22 protein-coding genes and 1 pseudogene are annotated in these 24,366 nt (G+C 49.8%); 12 read left to right on the forward strand and 11 right to left on the reverse strand.

Annotated elements, in window-relative coordinates; all coding sequences use genetic code 11:
• Positions 1-3: 3 nt before the first annotated feature.
• From ACTJJS_RS20260 to ACTJJS_RS20285, 6 genes and pseudogenes are all read left to right on the forward strand, one after another.
• Entirely contained in the window at positions 4-1,161 is a 1,158-nt protein-coding gene (locus ACTJJS_RS20260; protein ID WP_440665030.1) for an XdhC family protein, read from the forward strand.
• Positions 1,161-1,745 (forward strand): nucleotidyltransferase family protein, encoded by a 585-nt coding sequence (locus ACTJJS_RS20265; protein WP_440665031.1) that lies wholly within the window; start codon positions 1,161-1,163, stop codon positions 1,743-1,745. The genes ACTJJS_RS20260 and ACTJJS_RS20265 overlap by 1 nt, the downstream gene beginning before the upstream one ends.
• Before the next feature lie 149 nt (positions 1,746-1,894).
• Positions 1,895-1,990: pseudogene (locus ACTJJS_RS20270) on the forward strand (hypothetical protein); the annotation flags it as partial.
• A 46-nt stretch (positions 1,991-2,036) separates the two neighbouring features.
• Complete coding sequence (locus tag ACTJJS_RS20275) at positions 2,037-2,930, forward strand: phytanoyl-CoA dioxygenase family protein (protein WP_440665032.1); 894 nt, start codon at positions 2,037-2,039, stop codon at positions 2,928-2,930.
• Between the two features lie 12 nt (positions 2,931-2,942).
• Positions 2,943-3,755 carry an SDR family NAD(P)-dependent oxidoreductase gene (locus tag ACTJJS_RS20280; RefSeq protein WP_168872155.1) on the forward strand — a complete coding sequence of 271 codons (813 nt, stop codon included), beginning with the start codon at positions 2,943-2,945 and terminating at the stop codon, positions 3,753-3,755.
• Between the two features lie 37 nt (positions 3,756-3,792).
• Entirely contained in the window at positions 3,793-4,536 is a 744-nt protein-coding gene (locus tag ACTJJS_RS20285) for a DUF72 domain-containing protein (protein WP_440665033.1), read from the forward strand.
• Positions 4,537-4,555: 19 nt separating this feature from the next.
• On the opposite strand, the gene ACTJJS_RS20290 is transcribed toward ACTJJS_RS20285, so the two are convergent.
• Together ACTJJS_RS20290 and ACTJJS_RS20295 are read right to left on the reverse strand one after the other, a co-directional pair.
• The gene (locus tag ACTJJS_RS20290; protein ID WP_440665034.1) at positions 4,556-5,332 is read right to left on the reverse strand and encodes a DNA-formamidopyrimidine glycosylase family protein; all 777 of its coding nucleotides are present in this window, start codon (positions 5,330-5,332) and stop codon (positions 4,556-4,558) included.
• A gap of 29 nt (positions 5,333-5,361) precedes the next feature.
• On the reverse strand, positions 5,362-7,077 hold the full coding sequence (locus tag ACTJJS_RS20295; protein ID WP_440665035.1) for a DUF885 family protein: 1,716 nt from the start codon (positions 7,075-7,077) through the stop codon (positions 5,362-5,364).
• A 318-nt stretch (positions 7,078-7,395) separates the two neighbouring features.
• Between ACTJJS_RS20295 and ACTJJS_RS20300 the strand changes: the two genes are divergently transcribed.
• Positions 7,396-8,085 carry a murein L,D-transpeptidase catalytic domain family protein gene (locus ACTJJS_RS20300; RefSeq protein ID WP_440665036.1) on the forward strand — a complete coding sequence of 230 codons (690 nt, stop codon included), beginning with the start codon at positions 7,396-7,398 and terminating at the stop codon, positions 8,083-8,085.
• Here the strand turns inward: ACTJJS_RS20300 and ACTJJS_RS20305 are convergent.
• From ACTJJS_RS20305 to ACTJJS_RS20315, 3 genes are all read right to left on the reverse strand, one after another.
• The gene (locus ACTJJS_RS20305) at positions 8,082-9,653 is read right to left on the reverse strand and encodes a L,D-transpeptidase family protein (protein WP_440665037.1); all 1,572 of its coding nucleotides are present in this window, start codon (positions 9,651-9,653) and stop codon (positions 8,082-8,084) included. The two genes, ACTJJS_RS20300 and ACTJJS_RS20305, sit on opposite strands and share 4 nt — an antisense overlap.
• A gap of 218 nt (positions 9,654-9,871) precedes the next feature.
• Positions 9,872-12,403, reverse strand: a complete 2,532-nt coding sequence (locus ACTJJS_RS20310; protein WP_440665038.1) for a phosphocholine-specific phospholipase C — start codon at positions 12,401-12,403, stop codon at positions 9,872-9,874.
• A gap of 171 nt (positions 12,404-12,574) precedes the next feature.
• Complete coding sequence (locus tag ACTJJS_RS20315) at positions 12,575-12,994, reverse strand: hypothetical protein (RefSeq protein ID WP_440665039.1); 420 nt, start codon at positions 12,992-12,994, stop codon at positions 12,575-12,577.
• Between the two features lie 112 nt (positions 12,995-13,106).
• On the opposite strand from ACTJJS_RS20315, the gene ACTJJS_RS20320 reads away from it, so the two are divergent.
• Together ACTJJS_RS20320 and ACTJJS_RS20325 are read left to right on the forward strand one after the other, a co-directional pair.
• A complete protein-coding gene (locus ACTJJS_RS20320) occupies positions 13,107-13,973 on the forward strand; it encodes a helix-turn-helix transcriptional regulator (RefSeq protein WP_440665040.1) in 867 nt (288 codons plus the stop codon).
• Between the two features lie 61 nt (positions 13,974-14,034).
• Positions 14,035-14,901: a hypothetical protein gene (locus tag ACTJJS_RS20325; RefSeq protein ID WP_168872147.1), complete on the forward strand. Its 867-nt coding sequence runs from the start codon at positions 14,035-14,037 to the stop codon at positions 14,899-14,901.
• 79 nt (positions 14,902-14,980) lie between these two features.
• Here the strand turns inward: ACTJJS_RS20325 and ACTJJS_RS20330 are convergent, their stop codons facing one another.
• The 4 genes from ACTJJS_RS20330 to ACTJJS_RS20345 form a co-directional block, all read right to left on the reverse strand.
• On the reverse strand, positions 14,981-16,120 hold the full coding sequence (locus ACTJJS_RS20330; protein WP_440665041.1) for a hypothetical protein: 1,140 nt from the start codon (positions 16,118-16,120) through the stop codon (positions 14,981-14,983).
• Positions 16,121-16,193: 73 nt separating this feature from the next.
• On the reverse strand, positions 16,194-18,002 hold the full coding sequence (locus tag ACTJJS_RS20335) for an LA_2272 family surface repeat-containing protein (protein ID WP_440665042.1): 1,809 nt from the start codon (positions 18,000-18,002) through the stop codon (positions 16,194-16,196).
• Between the two features lie 15 nt (positions 18,003-18,017).
• Positions 18,018-18,998 (reverse strand): FecR family protein, encoded by a 981-nt coding sequence (locus ACTJJS_RS20340; protein WP_440665043.1) that lies wholly within the window; start codon positions 18,996-18,998, stop codon positions 18,018-18,020.
• A gap of 10 nt (positions 18,999-19,008) precedes the next feature.
• The gene (locus tag ACTJJS_RS20345) at positions 19,009-19,644 is read right to left on the reverse strand and encodes an RNA polymerase sigma-70 factor (protein WP_247654969.1); all 636 of its coding nucleotides are present in this window, start codon (positions 19,642-19,644) and stop codon (positions 19,009-19,011) included.
• Positions 19,645-19,911: 267 nt separating this feature from the next.
• Between ACTJJS_RS20345 and ACTJJS_RS20350 the strand changes: the two genes are divergently transcribed.
• Complete coding sequence (locus ACTJJS_RS20350) at positions 19,912-20,409, forward strand: OmpH family outer membrane protein (RefSeq protein WP_168872143.1); 498 nt, start codon at positions 19,912-19,914, stop codon at positions 20,407-20,409.
• Between the two features lie 166 nt (positions 20,410-20,575).
• On the opposite strand, the gene ACTJJS_RS20355 is transcribed toward ACTJJS_RS20350, so the two are convergent.
• A complete protein-coding gene (locus ACTJJS_RS20355) occupies positions 20,576-20,869 on the reverse strand; it encodes a GNAT family N-acetyltransferase (protein ID WP_168872142.1) in 294 nt (97 codons plus the stop codon).
• Positions 20,870-21,052: 183 nt separating this feature from the next.
• Positions 21,053-21,925, reverse strand: a complete 873-nt coding sequence (locus ACTJJS_RS20360) for an SMP-30/gluconolactonase/LRE family protein (protein WP_168872141.1) — start codon at positions 21,923-21,925, stop codon at positions 21,053-21,055.
• Between the two features lie 124 nt (positions 21,926-22,049).
• Here ACTJJS_RS20360 and ACTJJS_RS20365 point away from each other — a divergent pair, with 124 nt between their 5' ends.
• Both ACTJJS_RS20365 and ACTJJS_RS20370 read left to right on the forward strand, forming a co-directional pair.
• Positions 22,050-23,015 carry a DUF2157 domain-containing protein gene (locus tag ACTJJS_RS20365; RefSeq protein ID WP_440665044.1) on the forward strand — a complete coding sequence of 322 codons (966 nt, stop codon included), beginning with the start codon at positions 22,050-22,052 and terminating at the stop codon, positions 23,013-23,015.
• Positions 23,012-24,178 (forward strand): hypothetical protein, encoded by a 1,167-nt coding sequence (locus tag ACTJJS_RS20370; RefSeq protein WP_440665045.1) that lies wholly within the window; start codon positions 23,012-23,014, stop codon positions 24,176-24,178. Before ACTJJS_RS20365 ends, ACTJJS_RS20370 begins: the two co-directional genes overlap by 4 nt.
• Positions 24,179-24,366: the final 188 nt, after the last annotated feature.

Genomic DNA, 24,366 nt, shown 5'->3' on the forward strand with positions numbered 1-24,366 from the left:
ACCATGCAGAAAGAGCTGGAAGATATTGTGAAGGCGTACCTTGCCGCCGTTGAGCAAGGCCTGCAAACGGCCCTCGCCACCGTTGTACATGTAGAAGGATCGGCCTACCGCCAACCCGGCGCACGCATGCTGATCACCGAAAACGGAGCATTGACAGGCGCTATCAGCGGCGGCTGCCTCGAAGGCGATGCGCTGCGCAAAGCCCAGCTGGCCATGATGCAACAAAAACCCATGCTGGTCACCTACGATACGACAGACGAAGATGATGCTGCCGTTGGCGTGGGACTGGGCTGCAACGGCGTTATACACATCCTCCTGGAACCGCTGGGGCCACACCTCGCCATGAACCCGCTCACGCTGTTGCAACAACATGCAGGCAGACGCGATACTACGGTCATGGTTACACTGTTTAATCTCGAACAACGTTCCGCTCCGCAGCCAGGCACCTGTATTCTCGTCACCGACGGCGGTGAAAGACAGGTCCACCTTGAAGACGGCCCGCTGCGTACCGCCGTACTGTCAGACGTATGTGCGGCCTTTACGGCGCGGCGCTCCGCCGTGAAAACATACGACAATGGCAGCGAACAAATCACCGCGCTTATCGCCTGGCATCCACCGGCATTACAACTGCTCATTGCCGGCGCCGGCAACGACGTACAGCCACTGGTGAAAATAGCGGCGATATTGGGATGGCACACCATCGTGGTGGACGGCCGGCCGGCTTATGCCCAACGGCAGCGTTTTCCGGAAGCCACCCGCGTGATTGCCGCTAAACCGGTAGAGGTGCTGCAACACCTGCAACCCGATGATTATACCGCCGCCGTACTGATGACACATAACTACAACTACGATATCGCCCTGCTTACGGCACTGCTGCCACATCACCTTCCTTATACGGGCGTCCTCGGTCCCGCCAGGAAACTGCAACGGATGCTACAGGAAATGGAAGATGCCGGCACCGTGGTCTCCCCTGAACAACAGGCACGTATATACGGTCCCGTTGGACTGGATATCGGTGCAGACGTACCAGAAGAGATAGCCCTTTCCATCATCAGCGAAGTGAAGGCTGTCATGGCCGGCGCACCCGGCGATTCCCTGCGCAACAATCCATCCGCGATCCATCAGCGCGCCCGGCAACAGATTATCCAAAAACAGTTATAATGAGGCATCCAGGTGCGGTCATCCTTGCTGCCGGTGCCTCCCGGCGTTTGGGCACACCCAAACAGCAGGTGCGCTTTCAGCAACAAAACTTGTTGCAACGGATCATCCAAACCACACGGCAAACCACCGCCAACCCCGTGGTAGTGGTGCTGGGCGCCTTTGCAGACACTATCCTGCCCGACCTGCAGGATAGTGAAACCAACATCGTCATCAACACTGACTGGGAAAGCGGCATGGGCAGCTCTATACAAACCGGCGTGCGGGAACTGATACGTATAGACCATAACGTTAGTGACGTCCTTATCCTGCTGTGCGACCAACCTTTTATCACCCCAACCCTGCTGGAGGAGCTGATCACCACTCACTACCACCAAAATAAAGGTATCACCGCCTGTAGTTACGGCCCGGTCATTGGTACGCCTGTAATATTCAGCAGCGCCTGTTTTCCTGGTTTACTGGCGTTAACAGGGCAGGAAGGCGCGAAAAAAATCATCCTGCAATACCAACAGGAGGTAACAACCATCCCCTTTCCCGAAGGCATCATAGATATCGATACCCCGGAAGATCTCGAAAATCTCCGCTAACCCCATCATTATCAATCATCGAAAAAAAACATCAGGCCGTTGTATTTTTTATCAGATCTTTTTTCCTACATTTGTCTACAGAATTAGTAGACTAATAAAATCTACCATTATGGAAAATCACCATCGATATCTAAACCTGCGCCTGCAAAGGCTTCTGTCAGCCAGTCAACCTACTGCCGGCTCCTGTTGTTGTTAATCCTGCTCCCCTCTGCTGCGGTCTTCCCCACCAACTTCCGCACGTATAGCATCATTTCAAATCTTCATTTTTTACTGTTACAAAATCTGCTCGTCATGAAAACGAACAACCAACCCGTATTTCATCTGGGGAAAACTGTCACTGCGCCACAACTGAATTACTTCCAGCAACATGGTATTATACAGTTTAAGAACTTCCTCGACAAAGAATCGTTGTCTCTCATTTTAAGCGAAGTGGCACAGGTACAGGATTTCCTGCTACGCAACCAGGTACAGAAAGTAAACGGTATCCCATTGAAATTTGGCAGCGACATCAACGGCGCGCCGCTGGTACAACGTATCGCATTTGCCTCCCATTACAGCAATGCGCTGCGCGAACTTCTGAAAGATGAACGCCTGCTCGCATTGACCAACCTGCTATCGCCCTATGACGGCCGCATCGGCGAAAATGAAAAAGACGGCCTCGTCATCAATCATTATGTAAATACCGACAACAGCCAGTTCCGGCAGTTAGGATGGCATACCGACAGTCCCCGTGACCTTTTCCTGGGATCACGGATACTGCCTATGCTCAACGTGGGCATCCACCTGGACGACTGCCCCCTGGAAAACGGCGGCCTGCGGGTGCTTGCAGGCACACACCATCAAAGTCTTTTCCGGCTGCTGTTCCGTAAAAAATATTTCATCGATCATACGCCGGACGACCGGGAAACAGGCTTCGATATTGAAGCCGGCGACCTTACCGTGCATGACGGCCGGCTATGGCATCGCGTGCAACAGTCGCCTTTCATCGGCGAAAAAAGCCGCCGCAGGGTGATGTACATCCCCGTGGTGACCGGCGCCTATCAGCCAAAACATGCACAGTCCCCCACACCATTTTATCACAAACTGGCGCAGCTGAAACAGCATCTGTACGGCGGGAAACCGCAATGGGCCGCTGTTAAAGCCGCCGAAGGCAAACTCTCAAAAGTCAATAGTACTGCTATCTAAAATATTATACGTATGTCTTACGCATTGGTAACCGGCGCAGCCAAGGGTATTGGCAAAGCCATTGCAGCCGAACTGGCACAAAGAAACTATCACCTGCTACTGGTGGACCTCGACGATACATCTTTGCAGGAAACTGCGACAGCATTAGTGGGGCTTTATCACGTCCATGTACACACGCTCCATCAGGACCTGTCTCAACCGGATGCATTGTCGAAAGTCACGGCATGGAGCAGCCGTTGGCACGAACAGTTGACGGTGGTAGTGAACAACGCCGGCTATGGTATCAACGGCGCTTTTGAAAATCTCTCCCTCGAAGAACAGTTCAACATCATCGATGTGAACATCAAAGCACAGGTGGGATTATCATACGCCTATATCCCGGTACTGCGCCGGTTTCCAAAATCATGGTTGCTCAACCTCGCCAGCACCACGGCCTATCAGACCGTCCCCTATCTCAATATCTACGCCGCTACAAAAGCCTTTGCGCTGTCGTTCACCAGAGGCCTGCGCTATGAGCTGCGCCACTCGCCTGTTTCGGTAAGTGCATTGAGCCCGGGCAGCACCGACACTGATTTCGTGAACCGCGCCCGCATGGGCAACAACACCCGCAGAATTGCGGACCGGTTCAACATGACGCCGGAAAGCGTGGCTAAAATAGCAGTGAACGGATTATTTAAAGGCAAAGCGGAAATTGTGCCCGGGTTCATCAACAAACTGAATGCATTCTTGCCTAAATTTTTCCCCAAACCACTGGTAGAAAAAATTGCGGGCAACATTTATGAACAACGGGAAGAAACACCGGCGGTAGCCATTACAACAGCCTGATCTGTAATGCCGGAACAGCTTTTGTACCCTGTTGCATATGGCAAAAAAGGGTATTTATATTGGCACTTCCGGCTGGAGCTATAAACACTGGAAGGATATTTTCTATCCTCCTGAATTAAAGCCGGTAGAGTATCTGGCGTTTTATGCGCAGTCATATAAAACAACGGAGATCAATACCAGCTTTTATCATCTGCCCAAACCAGGCACTGTGGAAAACTGGGTACATAAGGTACCAAAACGTTTCTGGTTCTGTCCGAAACTCAGCCGGTACATTACACACATAAAACGGCTGCTGGACCCGGCAGAACCACTGGAACGCTATTTCAGTATATTCGACCCCGTGAAAAAGAGCCTGGGACCGGTATTAATCCAACTACCGCCGTCCCTGGTTTTCGAACCGGAACGGCTACACGTATTTTTTGACCTCCTGAAAACCATCTACCGGGATTATGAGTTTGCGCTGGAAGCCAGGCACGACAGCTGGTTACAGGAAGACGCCTTTAAGCTGCTGGAGAAATATAACATAGCGTGGGTCATCGCAGATTCCGGTGGTCGCTGGCCGTTTGCAGAAAGAATAACGGCAAAGCATATATACATCCGTTTCCATGGCCCTAACGGTCACTACGACACTGCCTACAGCCATAAAACGATGGCCGCCTACGCAGCCAAAATTAAACAATGGCATGATGACAATCACGCCGTCTGGGCCTTTTTCAATAACGACGGTCATGGGTACGCACTAAAAAATGCGACTGAGCTAAAATCTTTGCTACAAGTCTGAGAATATCAAAACAGTGAAATCATTTATACTCCACTTGTTCATTCGTGTAATATGTCTTACCGCCTGATGAAACATGCTGTATCGCTGCGCCACCAGGACTTTCCGTCAGCTTGTGGCTATGCACCAGCATATAGTCGCGCACTTCTCCGTTGATGATGTCAGGATGATGTTTGCGAATATTTTTCTCCGCGTTGGTCAATACCTTATGGATGGCTTTGTGCAGCGATTTTACCGCCGCTGAAGGAATCTGGTTGGCAACGGAAAAAGGTGAGATACGCGCTTCCCACAGGATATCGTCTGCATAGGCGTTGCCAATGCCAAGAATGTTTTTTTGATCTGTCAGGAATTTTTTGATGGCCGTCCTCTTTTTGGCCAGTGCGGCTTTCAGCCACGCTTCGGTCAACTCTTTGGAAAGTGCATCAGGCGCCTCTTTGGGGTCAGGGTCCAGGAAGATGTTTGCCTGGCCCTGATAATCCGTCAGGGCCAGGCCTTTGCCATCTTTGAACAACAACGTGCAGATAGTATGTTTCTGCTCGTTTTGCCGGTCAAATAAATATAGTTTGCCATGCAGCATCAGGTGCATCCCCAGCACATGGCCATTTTTAAATTCGAAATGTAGTTCCTTTCCCACACGCCGGATAGATTCCAGACGCTGCCCTTCCAGTGCAGCCTTCAGCTCTTTTTCAGGCGTACGCAGTTTCTTTTTCACGACCACCTCAATTGTCTCCAGCTGTTTGTGCAGCAGGGCTTTTTCCAGATTGTGGCTGAACACGTTCAGGTCAGGTAATTCAGGCATGGCAATTTTTTTATAAAAGTAACGATTCGTTATTGCTGCAACAATTGGTCCGCAAAACGCCATTTTGTTTTAAAATCCGGTGTCAGTTGCTGGTTGGTGATAATAGCCCTGAACATCTCAATGGGGATGGCATTCTCATGAAGGAAAGCGTCGTGGAACTGTTTTTCCGTCATTTTTCCGCTGTCAATCAGCTCATGGTGCAATGCCCGCAGCTGCAGCCCGCCCATCATGTAAGCGATCTGATACAGCGGGCCATAGTCGCCTTCAAAGGAGCGGCGCACTTCGGACGATGCGCTGAAGCGTTCGTGGCCTACACGGTCAACGAGGAAATCGATACACTGCTGAGGAGTCCATTTGCCCAGGTGATAATTCAGGGAGAAGATAATGCGGGCGCAACGGTGCATGCGCCAGAACAACGCGCCTACTTTCTGTTCGGGCGTGCTGTGGAAATTTTTGTTCCACAGGAGCATTTCCCAATATAACGCCCATCCCTCTACGGAGAAAGGCGTGCTGAACATACGGCGGTAGGCTTTATTACGTTTGTTCATAAAACCCTGCAGGTTATGGCCGGGTATCAGCTCATGAAACACTGTGGCATGGGAAAACGCGTAGTTGTTGCTGCGCAGGCTCATCGCCCGGGTAGCTTCGTCCATATCATCTGTCGGGTAGGCTACCAGAATAGACTCGCCTCCCAGGAAAAACGGCGCAAAGCGTTGCTGCTCTTTAGACAGCATAAACATGCGCCAGGCTTCTTTGGCCAGTGCCGGTACCGTCACCAGGTTGCTGTCTTCCACAAATTTAATCGCTTCGTCTGCCAGCCGGTGTATCATTTCCGGTTGCCTGCCAGGTTCCACATGGTTTTCTTTCACCTTTTCCAGCGCCTTTTTCCAATCCTTCCCAAAACCCAGCGCAGCAGATGCTTTCAGCATTTCTGCATCACACCAGGCGAACTCTTTGTTGGCCATCTCCACCAGCTCTTCCGGAGAATATGGGATCATCTCGTACTGTAGTTGTTTGATGAGCGCTTCGCGGCCGATGGGCGTGCCTTTGATACCGGAGGCATCCAGTGTTTTATCGGTTTTATCTGCCAGTTCATGGCCCAGAAAGCGGCCATACAGGCCCAGCAGGCTGTCTGTTTGCTGATAAGGCTGTTTCACCTGTTTGGTAAACGCAGGCTCGTAGCCATAATAGAAAGTATATACGTTTTTGAGGCCGTTACGCAGGTCATCTACGATCTCTGCTGCCTGGCGGGCCTGTGCCGGCGTCAGGGAACTTTTATTCTTCAATGCGGCCTGTGCAGCAGTGATTTGTTGCTGCACTGTGCCAAGGTCGGCCACGATCCTGGGCACGTCAGGATTGTCACCGCGACGGCGCTTCACCTGCATGGTCATCAGTGTTTGCGCAAAGGGAATGACGGCTGGTTGCAGCAGCTTGTACAATGCCTCATTTTCACTGATCTCCTGTAGCTCCTGTCCTATCTTGCGCTTCAGCAGGATATAGTCCACCTGGTCGCTCACCGGCAATGACGCAAATGACAATGATGCCAGCGATGCCAGTGTTTGCTGATAATACGTGCGCATACGGTCAAAATACTCCGGGCTGTACCGGAAAATGTATACCCGGTGCAGATCGTCTACGTCTAAGGCCATCTGCTGGATCAGTTCCTTAACAGGCTCACCCGTATTGGCATGGGTACGGACAAAAAGGAACAGCAAGGGAATAAGGACCAGGTATTTTTTTATCATAATGCAAAAGCTGTTTTAAATCTGACATTAAAGATAATCATCCGCCCCTGGCATCCTATGCTGAAATTGTCCCGTTTTACACCAAAATTGCTCCATATCAACATTTTTTATGTATGTCAACATCTTGTTAAAATAGCCGGAAGCGAGCTGGAAGAGCGTTTTTTAGGGCAACATATCCCGGCGATATTCGTTATTTTCGTTTGATATGGATTAATCGTTATTCTCTAACCTTGATAAATATTTTACGGAGTGACATTGAAAGTGAAGAAGTTTATTAAACCGTTAATTTTTATTGCAACCATCGGTTTTTTTGTATTCTTGATTACCACCCTTACCTCAGCTGAAAAAAATCCTGCCACCGCATACCGCACCCTCAGACCGGCAGTGAACGACTCACTGCAGGAGGAAAGTTTGTATGAAAGCATGCGACTGGACACTACCGGCTTGTCCCGGGAAGCATTTGAAAGCGCACTGCAAGGCTACAATCAACTTGAAGGTAAAGGCCGGCTCAAAAACCCGGACATTCTTTCCATTATCGACTTTTCGCTGCCCTCCAGCAAAAAGCGGCTTTTTGTGATTGACATCAAAAACAGACTGCTGCTGTTTAACACGCTGGTATCTCATGGCAGGAATTCAGGTACGCTGCTGGCCAGCACCTTTTCCAACAAAACGAACAGCTACAAGAGCAGCCTGGGTTTTTATGTGACCGGCGACACCTATAACGGGGAGCATGGTTATTCCCTGCGCCTGGAAGGTGAAGAAGCAGGCATCAACGACAACGCGCTCAGTCGTGGTATCGTGATGCACAGCGCCGCCTATGTCAACGAAGCACTGATCAAAAGCCAGGGTTATATCGGCCGCAGCCTCGGTTGCCCGGCCATTCCGGAAGGCGTGCACCGCAAAGTCATTCAGCGCATTGCCAACGGCACCTGCCTGTTTTTGTACAGCCCGGACAAATACTACTCCATGCATTCCAGGATGCTGGTAAAAGACAGTGTGAACAGCTAAAACATTTTTTGTTTCATCACCGCATCGTGGCCGTAGACGTCCCGTACCAGATGTAACGCACCCTCCTCATCCGCCCAGGCGGTGAAGTAAGTGATAATCACCGGTACCGGATGTTTTACGGCCACATATTTTTGTTTGCCGCTGTTCATGGCTTCATCAATTTTTTCGTCGGTCCATTGGGGTGAGTCCTCCAATATAAACCTGGCCATGGCGACAGGGTCTTTCAGCCGTATACACCCGTGGCTGTAAGCACGGTCGTCCCGGTTAAACAATCCTTTTTCGGGGGTATCATGAAAGTAGATATTAAAACTGTTGGGGAACAGGAACTTCACCCGTCCCAAAGCGTTGCGGGCGCCCGGCCTTTGCCGTACCACCGGTAATCCGTTCACATGCCCGGTGATCTCCATGTTCTTGCGCGCCAGGTAACCGCTGTTACGCGACATGGCCGGCAATATTTCCTTCCTCACAATGCTGCGGGGTATGTTCCAGTAAGGACTAAACACCACCTGGTTTAATTTCCCGGAAAACATCGTCGTGCTATGCCCTTCTTTCCCCACCACTATCGGCATGTCGAATACCTTTTTACCTTCGTTGGTCACATGCAGCATAAAGGCCGGAATGTTCACTACGATCAGCTTTCCCTGCGGGGTGGCGGGCAACCACTTCATCCGCTGCATATTGATCAGCAACTGTTTTAAGCGCTCCTCCGCAGGCACGTTCATGGCCCGGATGACCGTGTCATTGATCACGCCGTTTTCCGAGTAGCCGTGACTGTTACGAAAGCGGTTCACGGCGGCTTCCAGTTCGTCAGTAAATACATCACTGCTGTCTTTTTCCTTTAGCTCCCCGGTTATCGCCAGCCTCTGTTTTATGGAGATGATCACGGGAGATGACTGCCCTTTTTTTATAGCCCGGACTGATGAATCCACGGGCTTCCATCCGCCATTTTTGACGATATCGCGGTACTGCCGCAGGGCAGGCTTCAGGCCTGCGATGGCCGGGTACTGTTTCTCGCTGGTATGCAGCATGGAGTCCGCCATCTCCATCATGTCTTCTTTCTGCATGGGCACCATGTGCTCCATTTGTTCCACGCTGCCGCCGTTCTGCCGGAAATACCGCACCAGCCGCCACGTAAGCATCAGTTCCGTTTGTATCATATCAGGATCGGTCGCCTTCGCATGCAAGGTGTCTTCTTCCAGCAACCGGTCCAGCTTATTGTTTAACGGCTTATCGCCGGTAGTGTCCGGGCTTTGGTTGAACAGGCTGCGGAAGGCTGCGGCTTCTTCTGTAAGGCCACGGCTGTCTATCCAGGCAAACTGATAGTTACGCGCGTTATAAAAACTGCGCAACCGGTTGGCCACGGCATCGGTCAACTGCCGCTTGTTAATAAACTGCTCAAGGGCGGTGGTGTCCAGAAAAAGGTCATTATAGGCATTTTCGGCGGTGATCGCCGTGTTCCTGGGGGTAAGCACGTCAGCGGTCGCTACGTCGGCATGCTCAGGCGCTGAAGGGCTATTGCAGCCTGACAGGAGATATACCAGCAGGGTAAGCAGAAAAAGGTATCTCATGCCTTTTTCATATCAAAATAAACACCAGAACGAAAAAAGGCTGTAGCCGGCGGTATCAGCGCTGTGGCTGTGGCTGCAGCGACACAAAGCGTGGAAATCAATTACGAATTACGAATTACGAATTACGAATTAAAAGCTGTTGTATAAAGCGGCTACTAAATAACCTTTCCATAAAAGGGCCCTTCATTCGTAATTCGTAATTCGTAATTTGTAATTGACTAAGCCATGGCCGGGTCACTGATACTCTCCGCACCGGTTTCCACCCGGCCGGCAAAACGTTGCTCAAACTGGTCATGCCCCTCCACTTTTAGGGTGAAGTCGTACCAGTGCTGACTTTTGCTGTTATCAATGATCATGGCGGCCTGTGTGTTGGCGGCAATGGTTTTGCGCACCACTGCTTTGCCATAGGCATTATCAGTAATAGTCACTGTAATGGCTTTGTTGCTGCGGTTGGCGATATGCAGGTCTGCATTACCGGTAAGCTGTTTGCGGTTACGCAGTGAACGCTGGTACTCGCAGGTAACGTCTACCTGCGGGTCCTGGGCGTTACCGGCGAATTCACGGTAAAAGCCATTGGGACCATACGCACGCAGGCGATATTGTTCACCTTCAAAAGAAGACAAAGGCCAGGCGTCTTTCAGCTGGTCGCCGGCCGTCACGGCATAAGACCAGGTACGCACCGGTTCCATTTCACGGCTGTCTGCCTGCAGGTATTTGCCGGGCGCATACACGTTAAACGGCGAGCCGGCGGCTTTTTTGCCAAACACCTCATTGGAAGCGGCGAAGCTGATGTCAAATGTTTTTTTGTCAGCGCCCAGCTTACCATTTACGTACAACTGGTAAGGCAACGCACAGGACACACGGGTACCGGCTTCCTGCCGTGGCATCCATTCTGCCTTGGCCGGATTGGTATTGATTTTCTCAATTTCGGCAGCGGTGAGTTTTTTGAACTCGTCCGGCAGCTTTTTGAAACGCGCGTTGTAGACGCTTTCGATAAACTCATTTCTTTCCTGGAAAGGCACCTTCACTTTTTCGCCATTGAACGGGCGGAATACAGACGTGAGGTCGCCACATACGGTACGTCGCCAGGCGGAAATATTTGTTTCTTTAATAGCCTTACCGGTTTTATGTTGCAGGAAATCTTCCATGAACTGAAGGATGGAAGTGTGGTCAAACACCTGTGAGTTCACATAACCGCCACGGCTCCAGGGTGAAGCAATCACCAACGGTACACGGTATCCCAAACCAATAGGGCTTTCCCGCACGGAATTTTTCCCTACGTGGCCTTTGGCCTGCTCCTGTTCTTTGGTGACGTATTCCACCGCGGTGTCTATCCCTTTGGAGACAAGGCCTGTACCGGGTTTGAAGGGCGCAACAAAAGGAGGCACATGGTCAAAGTATCCATCGTTCTCATCGTAACAGAGGATAAAAATAGTCTTCTTCCATACCTCTTCTTTCTGCGTGAGAATGTCCAGCACTTCAGACACGTACCAGGCGCCATACCATGGAGAACCGGGGTGGTCGGAGAATTCGCCGGGGGCTACGAGCCAGGAAACCGCAGGCAGCTGACCGTTATGCACATCGGTGCGGAACTGATGCAGGATATCGCCCTTGGGCACCTGTACAGATCTTTCCACATCGCCATCTTTGTACTGGAGCGTTTCCAGTTCATGATAGTCCTTGTCCGCAATGTTGGTGGTAAAGGCTTTGTTATGCAGTTGCTGCGCCCGTTGGGGCAGTTTGGCGAAGTTGGCGGCGGTAAAGGTTTCCGCATCTTTTTTCGCTTTCTCCAGTTCCTGCTTTTTCTCTTCCAGCTGCTGCTGCATTTTTTTCGCTTTCTCTCCTTCAGCAGCAGGAATGGCCGCTGTCAGCTTCGCGATTTCTTCCGGCAGCTGTTGTATGCGGCGTTGCAGATATTTTATGTGGCCGGTGGCAAACCGCACATTAAAAGCGGCAAACCACTCGATGGGATTGTCTGTAAAATTGGCGAGCATGCCGTCTTTTTCCCCTTCGAGGCCTGCGGCGCTGATTTCATTCTGATAAATTTTCCAGCTGATGCCATTGTCTTCCAGCCGCTCAGGGAAAGTGGTCCAGTGAGCTTCAGCGCCGTAGTCCACATCTTCGTTCCATACGTTGGCTTTGGCGCTGGCTTTCTGCTCATCACGCAGGGTGCCGGTCCAGAGATACAGACGGTTGGGCGTGGTGCCGGTCAGCGAGGAACAGAAGTTCTGGTCACAAACGGTAAAGGCGTCTGCCATGGCGTAATAAAAAGGGATATCCACGCGGTTGTAGTAGCCCAGCGTCAGTGGCATCGGCGCCCAGTCCTTATTGCCTGACTGTTTTACCTGTAGCCATTTATCATAACGGCCGTTGTTGCGTGCATCTACCTGGTTGGCCCAGGAATGCGGCAGGCTGCTCATCCAGGTAGCTTTGGTGTCGCGGATGTTCAACCGGAAAGGCGCATATGTTTCGTTTTTGTCGTTGGTCTGCAGCCATACGAGATTATTGTTGGGAAGCCGGATAGCGCGGGGGTCATTATATCCTCTTACGCCTCTGAGGGTGCCATAGCAGTGGTCAAATGACCTGTTCTCCTGCATCAGGACCACGATGTGCTCTGCATCGCGGAAGGTGGTACCGGGATGGGGGTCAATGGCCAATGCACGCTGGATGGACCCGGGCAGGGTCCCGGCTACGCCGGCGGCACCAGACAGCAGGGCTGCTTTCTTGATAAAATCTCTTCTGGTGTTCATGAAATACTTTTTATTGTTCAGCTGTAAGCATCCAACAGGGTTGCTTTAAGCGGGTTAAAATAACAAAAAGTATGTTATGCCACAATTAACAAAGGACGAAAGGTCAGATAAAGACAATAAAAAAAGGCTCCCGCATTGCTGCGAAAGCCCTTCATATTAAGTTCAAAAAATTTAAGACACGTTATTGGATGGTATGATCACAATTTTGAATTTCATGGTCACATTAGGCTTCTGGGCAACTGTATTGTTAGGCCCGCGAAGTTCTATTACCAGTTTGCCCGTAGTGTGAATCACATTGTAGGATTCATTGTTGAACACTTCCGGTAAAAGCTCGTAGAGCTCATAGCCTCCGTTCTGCTGACGGGCGATAGACACCACCACGCCATCGTTCTGATTGGCGTTCTGGTCGAGTTCCGGGAGGTTGTTGAATTGAATGAAATACACACCGTTATTATCCAACGTCCATTGATCAGGCGTCATGGTGAAGAAGATCGTTTTGTTGGGAATAACAACTTCATTGGTGGTTTTGGTACAACTGGAGAATACCGCGGCAATCATGAGCAGGGGTAATAAGTATAGCCATCTTTTCATATACAAGGTGTTTGGTATGGATTTATTCAAATACAATGCCATAAATATTCCTCCTATAAATGGAGAAATCCTGATATTTGTAAAAAGCTTCATTTTTTTTAATCTGCGTTGTATGTTGTATCGTTTACCGCAGGAATTCGGCAGTTTTCCGGGCATGTGTATTAACCGCGCCGGTAAATCTGCCCTGGCATGGTTTAAACTGGTGGAACGCCAGGCCAAAGCCGAAGGGTTCCTTACCGGAAATACCCTCGTATTCATCATTTCAGGCAGTAAACACATCCATCTGCCGGATGAGGAAATTGTAGCGGCAGCAGGCGATCTGATACTGCTCAAAAGAGGTACTTACTTCATGTCTGCCCTGCTCCCGGAACCTGAAGGCACCTTTCAGGGCCTGATGCTTTGTGTGGATGATCATATCCTCCGCTCTTTCCTGGAGGAAATGGACGACATCAAAAAAGCGCGTACAAATATCCCCATGGTGTTGCCATGCTCTGAACAGCTGGTCAATGTGCGCAACAGTATCATCGGCTATATGGAACGGCCCAACGAAAATACCCGCAAACTGCTGGAACTGAAAATACAGGAAGTATTCCTGTTATTGCTTGCAGGCCCGCATCGCGCGCAGGTACTGGCTTTCCTGCATCACATGTTCGATACCAGCACGGAAAATCTCACCCTCACTATCCGTGAACATTTGCTGAAACCGTTGTCTCTTCAGGAATATGCCGCCCTGTGCGGATTAAGCCTCTCCGCCTTCAAAAGGGAATTCGCCAAAATATACCATGCGCCTCCTAAAAAATGGATCAACGATGAACGGCTGAAACATGCCAATTACCTGCTGCGGAATACACAGAAAAATGTGAATGAAGTAGCGGACGAATGCGGGTTTGAAAGCGCTTCCTATTTCATTAAACAATACAAAAGCCGCTACGGCGATACGCCTAAAAATGCGCAACGGGCCAAAATTGCTATTTTCTGAGCGCTTTCTGTTATCGTGCTGCCCCGGACCGCCCCTACCTTTGCCTTAAACACTCAACATTATGAAAACAATTCATTTGCTGCTTCCTTTGCTGGCCGCTGCCGGCAGCAGCTTTGGCCAGATGCAGCAGCTTAACCGCACGGCCATGAAAGCCCCTGAAAGTGTATACATTCACGGTAGCGATTATTACATTTCCGACACCGGCGGAGACCCTACCAAAAAAGACGGCGACGGTGTGCTGTACAAAATGAACAGCCAGGGAGAAGTCAAAGTATTCGCCAGCGGACTGGACTCGCCCAAAGGCACATGGATTCTGCATAATATCCTCTACACACCAGACGTGGACAAGCTCAGGGGATTTGACATATCTACCGGCAAAGAGGTCTTCACGCTCGACATGGCGGCCACCGGCAGCGTAATGCTCAACGATATCGCACCTATGAACGATTCCACCGTTTTTGTTTCTGCCACAGACATCAACAAAGTATACCTCGTACACCTGGGCGCACATCCCCGTTACGAAGAGCTGACATTCGACAATCCGGTAAAGGGCGCCAACGGCGTTATTTATGACAGTAAACGGAAACGCCTCTACGTATGCGGCTTTGGCTCCGCCGGCACGCCCAATGGTGAAATAGGCTACGTAGACCTGGCGCCGGCAAATAAAAAGTTTGTCCGCCTCACAGACCGCACCGGTTACTACGATGGCATCATGCTCACCAACCACAATACATTGCTGGTTTCTGACTGGGTGGCCTTTGAAAAGAAAGGCGTGGTCCTGGAAGTAGATCTCAAAACAGGAAAAACCACCACGGTCAATAAAGAACCCATCCCCGGCCCTGCCGATTTCACACTCGACAAAAACGGAGACGTGGTCACGCCTGCTATGATGGAAGGCAATGTCCTGCGCTTCTCTCCCGGAAAATAACGTGAACGAATATATTAAAACAAAAAAGGAGCAGGTCGTGGTCTGCTCCTTTTACTTTTTATAAAACACAAGCCGGTAATTACAATCGTACCTGCACTCCCAATGATCCGCCAATGTATGCGCCGTCAAACTTGTCGTTTCTGCGATGTTTGGACCAAATGTAGTAAGGCGCCAGATCTTCGCCCACACCGTCTTTGGTATGTACCCAGTTAAAAGTAGGGCCGGCAAACACTTCTATGTTGTTGCCAAAGCGGTAGGCCGGGTAAACGCCAAAAGTACCTTTGTTGAAGACCACTTTATGGAAGTCGGTATTGGTGGTATGAACAGCTTCCATGTTAACGCGGAAGTGGGAGTTCACAAACAGGTGCGCGCCTATACCACCCTGAAATGCATAACGCGTAGCAGAATCATTTTTGAAGTTATATCCTACGCCCAGGATACCATACAGCACACGGCCACCGGACTTGAAGGCAAGGATCGTGTTGGATGTTTCATCGATGCTGAGGCTGATTTGTTTTTCGCCATGCTTCACGATGTTGATCAGCGCAATTGAATAGTCACTGCTGTCGGCAATATTCAGCAAACCTGCCACCTGTACGCCTTTCACTTTTTTAGCGACGTTCAAAAGACCTCCTACCTGTACATTTGCATCTTTGGTCACATTAATAGCGCCCGCTATCTGTACCTTAGCGGAGCGATGGCTGTTGATAAAGCCCGTAACAGCCTCGCCCACGCTGTCGGTATGGTTTATAAAACCGGATATCTGTCCGCTGGTGGGATCGCTTTTGTGTGCGAAATTCCCAAAACCGGCCACCTGGTATCCGCGGCGCATCTCTCCTCCCAGGTTAATGAAGCCCGTCGCCATTACACCCTGCGAGGTTTGTTTTACCGAGTTCATAAACCCTGAAATAGCGGCGCCATTCTGCAGCAGGCCGATATGATTGGAAAAGCCGGCCACAGCGGCTCCTGTGGCACGTCCCTTGATAATGTTGGACACACCGGATATAGCGGCGCCTGTTTCGCCCCCGGACAATCCGGCAATGGCATGCAGTGAAAAACGGTTGGTGTATTCGGCAGCCTGTGTGCCGTTGGTGCTGAGTGGGTAAACAATGCCCACGTGTGCCGGTCTGACAGCTGATTGTCCCAATACCTTAACGGTTAAGCTGATAACGGTCAGGAGGGATAAAACGGTAATTCTGGTCAAGGTATCTGTTCTCATATCTGTGTGTATTAATGCGTATTGATTAACGACACGTCAGAAAACAACTACCCCTATGCAAGTACAACAAAAATCAGAAAATAGTGATGCCGGCCTGCCATCCTATCCATCCATTGCCGGAATCCCCGAGTTTGAAAGGATGATAGGCTGGTCCCGGAACTTCAGACAGGTAGCCTGGTTTGGGGTTCCATTTATCATACACATGAAGTGACAAAGAAGGTCCCGCAAAGATGGATATTTTATCAGAGATACGATAATTCAGCGAAGGCCTTATCCGAATCAGCTGGGAGAAGTCTTCATCACTGCCTGTATACATGTTCTGAGCAGTGATCTCTACACCGAGGAACAAATGTTTGTTGAAATTGAACTCTCTTCCGATACCATATCCGAAAGAATATACTTTCCTGTCGCCGGTGTTCATCCCTGCGACCAAAATGCTGTACAGCTTACTGCTGCCCGTTTTCCAGGCAAGATTATAATTAATGACGTCACCGGTGTATATCGACAGTTTATGATAACCATGTTTGACGATGTTAACAAGACCGATGGTGTAACCGGAAGAAGTATCTGCGATATTGACCAGGCCAATCTGCACGCCTTTCAGATGTCTGGCGTAGTTAAAAAGGACGCCGAGTTGCACACCTCTCACGGTACCATGACTGATATTGCCGAGGTCTGATATCTGGGCGCCACTGACATCACGGTCGGCATAGTTGTACACGCCGCTTATCTGTGCGCCGGACATGTTACCGTATGTGTGGTTACTCACGCCAGACACCTGCCAGCCAGCTACATTGCCTTTAACAATGCCCACCACGCCCTGCGCCTGCACCCCTTCCATGTCGCCGTGTATCTGGCCCACAACACCAGAAATCTGTACGCCATTGGTGCTTCCTTCCACGATGTTGCTCACACCGCCTACCTGCACGCCACGCATGGAATCCAGCACCTGGTTGTGTACACCGGCCAGCTGCACGCCGTTGGTTTTTCCACCTACCACATTGAGAACACCGCCTATCTGCACATGCTGCATATTACCTTTCACTATATTGAACACGGTGCCCAGTTCAAAACCATCTACACCTGCGGTATAACCGCCAATAACATTGATCGAGAATTTGTTGACCACCTGGCTGCTCATCTTGCCATGGGAGCCCAGTCCGGGCGTCAGTGAGGCCTGATAAGGCTTGTCTGCGAAGAAACTGCCGATGTTGAGGCTCTGCATTTTCTGGCGGGAAGACAATATCGTGCGGCCCCACCAGGTCTTTTCCACCTTCGTATTATGGCCGGTGATTTCCACCACCCGTAACTGATAGCTTACCGGCGAAATATTCACGGCCACTTCCTGGTCCTGCCCTCCGTGCACCGTTACGGAGGTGTCGGTATACAGGTCCTTACTAATGCTGATGGCTGCGGTAGGGGTTTTATCCCGCAACCGCAGCCTGAAATATCCATCGTTGTTCGTTAAAGTTGAAATGAGTTGCTGTCGTTCGTACACACTGGCATTGGGTACCCGTTGCCCTGTTTTACTGTCCGTGACGAACCCCGTGATCTGATAATAATTTTGTCCGGGAGATTTTTTAAAGAGAATGATATAGTTGCCCGATTCCTTGTAGAGATATTCTCCGTCCAGCAGCTGGTCAAGGGTTTGCCGGACTGTTTTGTTTTTTACCGATATACTGACCAGGCTGTCCTGCGGGAGAATGTTGCTGATATAGGAGAAATAAAAACCACCCTGTCGGGAAATGATATTTAATACTTCCGATAACTTTTGTTTTCTTGCCTCCACCGTCACGGTCTTGTTGAGCAGGCCTTGTGCCTGTGTATAAAACGGAAGGGTGATGATCAGTATCAATATTGTCAATGTTCTGCTAAACGGCATACACTTCAGCTACAATTATTTCAGGGTGATATTGGTTCCATTTTGTTCTACGGTGATACCGTAGGTAAGCCCGATGATATTCAGGGTACTGTCGAGCGAACTGTTACTGAAGGTAACGTTGATCGGCAGATCGCGCTTGCCGGCGTTGGCGATTACGATATTAACACCGTACGCTTCATTCAGTATGTCCACCAGTTTCCACAACGGGGTGTTGTTACATACGAATGTTTGGGTGCGGTAGTAATTATACAGCTCATCCGTGTTTTCCTGTTTCACCGGCGCTGCGTCCTTGTCTGTGACAACAGCTTTTTCGTGGTGCTGCAGTTGTACGCTGTAGTGTTGTTTGGTTACTTCTACTGCGCCTGTTTCCACAATGACTTCTGTTTTACCGTTGGTGCTTTTGATGTTGAACGATGTTCCGAGTACTTTTACGGTCACGTCGTTTACGGTGATCACAAAAGGGCGTCCCGGGTCCTGTGCCACATTGAAGAAGGCTTCGCCTTCCAGTTTCACCTGTCTTTCTCTGCTGAAAGAGGTAGCATAACTGATAGAAGATTGTTTGTTCAGGGTAACGAATGATCCGTCGGGCAATGTGTCCAGTCTGACAGCATTGCTGGCGTAGATGGTATGTTGCGGGCGGGACGATTTCATGAACCAGAACCCTGCTGCTCCCAGCAGTACCAGTAAAGTGGCTGCTATGGCCAGGTTACGGCGCCAGGTAGAGAAATCGGTTTTGATCACGCGGGCGCCGCCTGCGTCTTCGCTGGCGCCCACCCTTTGCTGGAAACGTTTCCAGGCGTCGTCTTCATTAACGGTGCTGACAGCGGCCAGCTTTTTACTTTCGTTCCAGATGAGCTGAAAATGTTCGTAATATTTGGCGTTGGCCGTATCAGCGGCCATCCATGCGTCCACCGCTTGTTTTTCTACCGGTGTGGTGATGCCCAGCATATATTTCACCAGCAGATCATCATTTATATGGTCAGTTTGCTTTTTCACGGTAGAAGGTTTAAAGATGGAGCAATATTAACAACAGGGGAAGGAAATCCACCAGGTTGAGCCGCAGCAGCTTCAAGGCTTTGCCCATCTGGTTCTCGACTGTTTTTATCGAGATATCGAGTTTATCAGCGATCTCCTGGTATTTTAATTCTTCGAAGCGGCTCAACTGGAATACGGTCCTGCATTTTTCCGGCAGGTCGCGCAGCGCTTTGTCCAGTTTTTCTTCCAGTTCCCGCATGGTCACTTTGCCGGAAGTATTGCCGGTATCCCTGTTATTGCTCATTTGATATTGGGTATGTGCCTGATGCGTAGCTTTTACTTTCTGATGGCGCAGATAATTGATGCTCTCATGATAAACTGCCCTGTACAGGTAACCGGAGATGGTTTGTTTGATCTTAATATCTCCTGATTTCTCCCATAGTTTGCAGAATACATTCTGCACCATTTCCTCCGCCATTATTTCATCTTTCAATATGGTGCAGGCATAGGCGTGCAAGCCTTTAAAATGGGTTTTAAATGCCTGTTCAAAAGTTAATACGTCTTCTTTTTCCAGTAACGAAGTATCACCTGGATGTTGCAACTCCATGCGTAGGTTTTGATAACTATAGTCAAAGATAAGTCCTTCTGCCAATTGAAATGCTTTCATAGACGACACCCATGTTGGCTGTTACCCCTACGGGGAAACGAAAAAATTCACATAAAAGTGCCTGGCAGCCGCCGCGCAAAAGTGCGGAAAAATACATTAACATTAATATTAAATTGTTAACAACGGGATATCAGCCAGCAAAAACATCCATCCAAAAGGGAACCGTATCAGGTTAAATTATCAAGAGAAATGGCCTGATAAGCCCGCACAACAACAATTTAACATTCTCTTATATATCTATTCCATAATATTGCTGAAAACTATATCATGAAATATTTTTGCGCTGTCACTTTGATGCTGCTGATGAGCACTGCAGCATTTTCGCAAAAGACTGCCTATATCAATTTTCAGCAACTGATTGCTGCTATGCCCGAGACTAAACAGGCGACTGACACACTGCAAAAATATCAGCAGGAGCTGGCAAAAGACGGACAATACCTGGTAGCGGAATACACGCGCAAACTGCAGGAATATGACAGTCTTGGCACCAAATGGAGCCAACAGGTGAAAGAGTCGAAAGAAAAAGAATTACAGGATGCGCAGGCAAGCATCCAGGATTACCGCCAGCGGATGGAAGAGAAATTACAGCTCAAAGACCAACAGCTGTTAGTACCGATCATGGACAAAGCAAAAAAAGCGCTGAAAGCGGTTGCTGCTGAAAAAGGCTACACGCTGGTGATTGACAATTCCAAGGATGAAGTATTGATAGGCGCTGATGCCGACGATCTGATGACACCGGTAAAAGCCAAGCTGGGACTGAAATAGCCAATTTTCAAAATCCTAAAATTAAAACGGGCTGATTTATTTATTGGGTTCGTTGTAGCCATTTGAAGATACTCCTCTCCAACCGCCATTCGGAAAAAGTAACTTTTCCTGCAACAGCCCAATAAATAAACAGCCCGTTTAATTTAATAACCTTTACATCTCCGCATTAGATGTGGAGCCCATGCGCCAGCAGTGTTTTCCATTTAGGATTGCTGCGCACGTATTCTGCTACTTTTTTGCTGGAAGGGACCATCCGGATATTCTGTGCAGAAATTTCCTCCATCACTTTACCCAGCATCATCGGCAGTACGCCTTGTTTTTCCAGTGTCGGAGGCACTTCTGCGCCTGTCAGGAAAATGCGGCTACCATTTCTCTCATAAATAACCTTTGCCATCTGTCCGGCGATATGCGCCTCAAACTGTCTGGCTTCTTTGTTGTCGATAATTTTGAAATCCTTCATGACTGTTCATTAGTTTATACACTTCAATGTTTCAGTAGCGTACTAAAGGGAAGTATTTATAAAGGGAAGTTGGATAAGATAGTGCTGCGAATGGTATTAAAATACCCTAAAAATGCCTGTTCATCCTTACAAATGTACGAAAAAAATACGACACTCCCGTGAAACATTTACATCTATGTTAAACTAATATTTAAAATGACTGACAGGCAGGCCTTTAAAAGGCAGCTTGGCGTGAAACACGTTTCCACTCATAGGATAGGCTTCAATCTGTTTGGGAGTCATATGCTCCCTTGCCGTCGTGATCAGCATTTCCTGCATGTCCGGCCCGCCAAAAACACAGCAGGACACATGCGGGGCCGGCACCTCTATTTTGCCCAATAGCTCCCCGTTGACCGGGTTCCAGCGGTATACGCCTCCACCGCCCCACTGGGCGATCCACAACATCCCTTCGCTGTCTATCGTCATCCCGTCGGGTGATCCCAGTTCTGCCGGAATGACCACGGCATTACGCAGGAAACGGATTTCCCCGGAGTTTACATCATAAGCAAACTCCTGTACCTTGTTGGTGACCGTATCATTAAAGTACATCCGGTCGCCATGCCATACCAACCCATTGGAAATACTGACCTGCGGGATTTTGATTACCGGCGGGCGGTTATGGTCCAGGCAATACAAAGCGCCGTTGCCCTGCTGGTTGATCAGGTGCATGGTGCCTATCCACAGGCGGCCGGCGGGGTCGCACTTGCCATCATTGCAACGGAGACTGGGGTTACCGTCCAGGACGGCCAGCGTACGCCCTACGCCCTGCTCCGGTGAAAAACGCGCCACACGGCCATGAAGCCCCAGCAACAACTCATTACTGCCCTGCACCGGCACCATCATGCTCACGTACTCGCCTATATGATATTGGGTACGATGGCCTTTACTATCCATGATATAAAGAGAATGGCCCAGAATATCCACCCAGCACCATGCCGAACGTTCCGGCCACCAGAAAGCGCCTTCGCCCAATTCAAAAGGGCCGGCAGAAAATAAAGTTGACTGATAAAGTTCCATTGAGTGAAATTACGAATTACGAATTACGAATTTTAAGCTCCCTTATGCGAGGTTTATTTAGTAACTTCTTCAGAAAACGGACCTGAATTCGTAATTCGTAATTCGTAATTCGTAATTTCACCCAATGAACATTGATACTTTCTCCAAACTCCAAAAAGAAGGATTGATCAGTGACGAGGAAATGCAACGTGTTACCCACACCGAAACCACCCGCCTTTTCTCCCTTCACTGGGAAATCAAAACAGCCCTGTACCTCGGCGTATTGCTACTGAGCGGCGGCCTCGGCATCCTGGTTTATAAAAACATTGATACCATCGGCCACCAGGTTATTCTTCTTTTCATCGCTTTGCTATGCATCGGCTGTTACGCCTACTGCTTCAGGCACCGCCCTCCTTTCTCCCGCGAAAAAACGGAATCGCCCAATGCATTCTACGATTATGCGTTACTGTTAGGCAGCCTTACTTTCGTCACATTTATCGGATACCTGCAATACCAGTATACCGCTTTTGGTACGGCCTACGGCCTCGCCACCTTTATTCCCATGGTGGTATTATTTGCTACAGCCTACTACTTCGACCATCTGGGCATCCTGTCTATGGCCATCACCAACCTGGCCGCCTGGGCGGGTATCGCCATTACGCCATTCCAGGTGCTGTCGCAAAATGACTTCAGCAACCATTCGCTGATATATACCGGCGCGGTGCTGGGCGCAGCGCTGGTGGGCATGGCGGAACTATCGGAAAAACGTGATTTCAAAAAACACTTTGCCTTTAGCTATCGCAATTTCGGCGTGCATATCTTCTTCATCGCCACCATTGCCGGCATGTGCATTTTTGAAAAATGGTATTTCCTGTGGTTCCTGCTGGCAGCAGCAGGCGTATACCTCACCTGGTACCGCGCGTTCCGCGACCACTCTTTTTATTTCATACTGCTGGCGGTGCTGTACGGCTACATTGCCTTTACGATCCTCCTGGCACGCACGGTGTTCCATCAACTGGGCGATATCTACGGAGGCTTCCTCTATGTGATAGCATCTTCAGTAGCGATCATCTTCTTCCTGGTTAACCTCAGCAAAAAAATCAAACAATGATTGCCTGGCCTACTACTACCCTCGATAATTTCGATATACAAAACGAGGCAGCCAAAGCACACCGGCAGGGCTGCATCAGCGCCGAAACGCTGGAAGCTGTACGTGCCGCACACCCGGCTAAACTGTACACGCCCCACCCGATTACCCGTGTTGGCTTGTTCATCCTCACTACCATCGTGGCAACTTTCACCGCTGGTTTTCTCGTACTGCTGTCTATCACCAGCGAATCGATGTCCGTTTTCCGGGTGATGCTGGTCATAGCCTCCCTCCTGTGTATAGGAGCGTTGGAATTTGCGATCAGCCAGAAAGGCTCCTACCGGTCAGGGATAAACGAAGCGCTGTTGTGGAGCGCTGTCGGGCTGCTCTGCACCGGCATATTCCTCGAATCCCATAATACTTCTGAGAAGACCGTCGCCCTGGTGGTTTTCGGGCTTACCGTGCTGGGCACATTGCGTTACGCGGACATGGTTTCTTCTGCTGTAGCTTACCTGTCTTTCCTGCTGCTCGTTTTCTGGCAGGCCCTGTATATCCCGTACGGCGTACAGGCATTGCCCTTTCTGCTTATGGCCTTGTCGCTGGCGGTTTACCTGATCGCTACCAAAATGGAGAAACGCCCGGCCCTCCGCCATTATGCGGATTGCCTCACGCTGCTGCGGGTACTATCGCTGATAACGCTTTATATGGCGGGCAACTATTATGTAGTAAGGGAAACGACCAACTCCATGTTTATGCTGGAACTTAAGCCCGGCCAGGGTATCCCGGGCGGATGGATCTTCTGGATACTCACCGTTATTATCCCGCCACTGTATATATTCCTGGGCGTCAGGAAAAAAGATGCAGTGCTGCTGCGTACCGGCATTATTTTAATCGCCATGATCGTCTTTACCATCCGTTATTACCACAGCGTAATGCCGTTGGAAACAGCTATGGTCATTGGCGGACTGGTACTAACCGGTGGTGCCTGGGCATTGATCAGGTACCTGCATACGCCTAAAAACGGCTTTACCTATGCAGCTTCTGATGAACCAGGCATGGCAGACCGGCTGAAAGTAGAGTCGCTGATCATCGCGCAGACGTTCACGCCGGGAGCGCGACCGGCAGACACCGGTACCAATTTCGGTGGCGGTTCAGGCGGTGGCGGCGGCGCCAGCGGTGATTTCTAAAAAATAAATGAAACTATGGATATAAACGGCGCATCGGCAACGGTGCGCTTTTTTTATGGAGAAGACCTGAAAGCACAGGGCATAAAAAAAGCCTGACCATATTCATGATCAGGCTTTAGAGCGGAAGACCGGGCTCGAACCGGCCACCCCGACCTTGGCAAGGTCGTGCTCTACCAAATGAGCTACTT

The organism is Chitinophaga sp. 22308, from assembly GCF_052045305.1.
GTDB lineage: Bacteria > Bacteroidota > Bacteroidia > Chitinophagales > Chitinophagaceae > Chitinophaga > Chitinophaga varians_A.

What these genes read in the sequence shown, in the direction of transcription:
- ACTJJS_RS20260 (WP_440665030.1), top strand. Translation starts at nt 4, where the DNA reads ATGCAGAAAGAGCTGGAAGATATTGTGAAGGCGTACCTTGCCGCCGTT.
- ACTJJS_RS20265 (WP_440665031.1), top strand. Translation starts at nt 1,161, where the DNA reads ATGAGGCATCCAGGTGCGGTCATCCTTGCTGCCGGTGCCTCCCGGCGT.
- ACTJJS_RS20275 (WP_440665032.1), top strand. Translation starts at nt 2,037, where the DNA reads ATGAAAACGAACAACCAACCCGTATTTCATCTGGGGAAAACTGTCACT.
- ACTJJS_RS20280 (WP_168872155.1), top strand. Translation starts at nt 2,943, where the DNA reads ATGTCTTACGCATTGGTAACCGGCGCAGCCAAGGGTATTGGCAAAGCC.
- ACTJJS_RS20285 (WP_440665033.1), top strand. Translation starts at nt 3,793, where the DNA reads ATGGCAAAAAAGGGTATTTATATTGGCACTTCCGGCTGGAGCTATAAA.
- ACTJJS_RS20290 (WP_440665034.1), bottom strand. Translation starts at nt 5,332, where the DNA reads ATGCCTGAATTACCTGACCTGAACGTGTTCAGCCACAATCTGGAAAAA.
- ACTJJS_RS20295 (WP_440665035.1), bottom strand. Translation starts at nt 7,077, where the DNA reads ATGATAAAAAAATACCTGGTCCTTATTCCCTTGCTGTTCCTTTTTGTC.
- ACTJJS_RS20305 (WP_440665037.1), bottom strand. Translation starts at nt 9,653, where the DNA reads ATGAGATACCTTTTTCTGCTTACCCTGCTGGTATATCTCCTGTCAGGC.
- ACTJJS_RS20310 (WP_440665038.1), bottom strand. Translation starts at nt 12,403, where the DNA reads ATGAACACCAGAAGAGATTTTATCAAGAAAGCAGCCCTGCTGTCTGGT.
- ACTJJS_RS20315 (WP_440665039.1), bottom strand. Translation starts at nt 12,994, where the DNA reads ATGAAAAGATGGCTATACTTATTACCCCTGCTCATGATTGCCGCGGTA.
- ACTJJS_RS20320 (WP_440665040.1), top strand. Translation starts at nt 13,107, where the DNA reads ATGTTGTATCGTTTACCGCAGGAATTCGGCAGTTTTCCGGGCATGTGT.
- ACTJJS_RS20325 (WP_168872147.1), top strand. Translation starts at nt 14,035, where the DNA reads ATGAAAACAATTCATTTGCTGCTTCCTTTGCTGGCCGCTGCCGGCAGC.
- ACTJJS_RS20330 (WP_440665041.1), bottom strand. Translation starts at nt 16,120, where the DNA reads ATGAGAACAGATACCTTGACCAGAATTACCGTTTTATCCCTCCTGACC.
- ACTJJS_RS20335 (WP_440665042.1), bottom strand. Translation starts at nt 18,002, where the DNA reads ATGCCGTTTAGCAGAACATTGACAATATTGATACTGATCATCACCCTT.
- ACTJJS_RS20345 (WP_247654969.1), bottom strand. Translation starts at nt 19,644, where the DNA reads ATGAAAGCATTTCAATTGGCAGAAGGACTTATCTTTGACTATAGTTAT.
- ACTJJS_RS20350 (WP_168872143.1), top strand. Translation starts at nt 19,912, where the DNA reads ATGAAATATTTTTGCGCTGTCACTTTGATGCTGCTGATGAGCACTGCA.
- ACTJJS_RS20355 (WP_168872142.1), bottom strand. Translation starts at nt 20,869, where the DNA reads ATGAAGGATTTCAAAATTATCGACAACAAAGAAGCCAGACAGTTTGAG.
- ACTJJS_RS20360 (WP_168872141.1), bottom strand. Translation starts at nt 21,925, where the DNA reads ATGGAACTTTATCAGTCAACTTTATTTTCTGCCGGCCCTTTTGAATTG.
- ACTJJS_RS20365 (WP_440665044.1), top strand. Translation starts at nt 22,050, where the DNA reads ATGAACATTGATACTTTCTCCAAACTCCAAAAAGAAGGATTGATCAGT.
- ACTJJS_RS20370 (WP_440665045.1), top strand. Translation starts at nt 23,012, where the DNA reads ATGATTGCCTGGCCTACTACTACCCTCGATAATTTCGATATACAAAAC.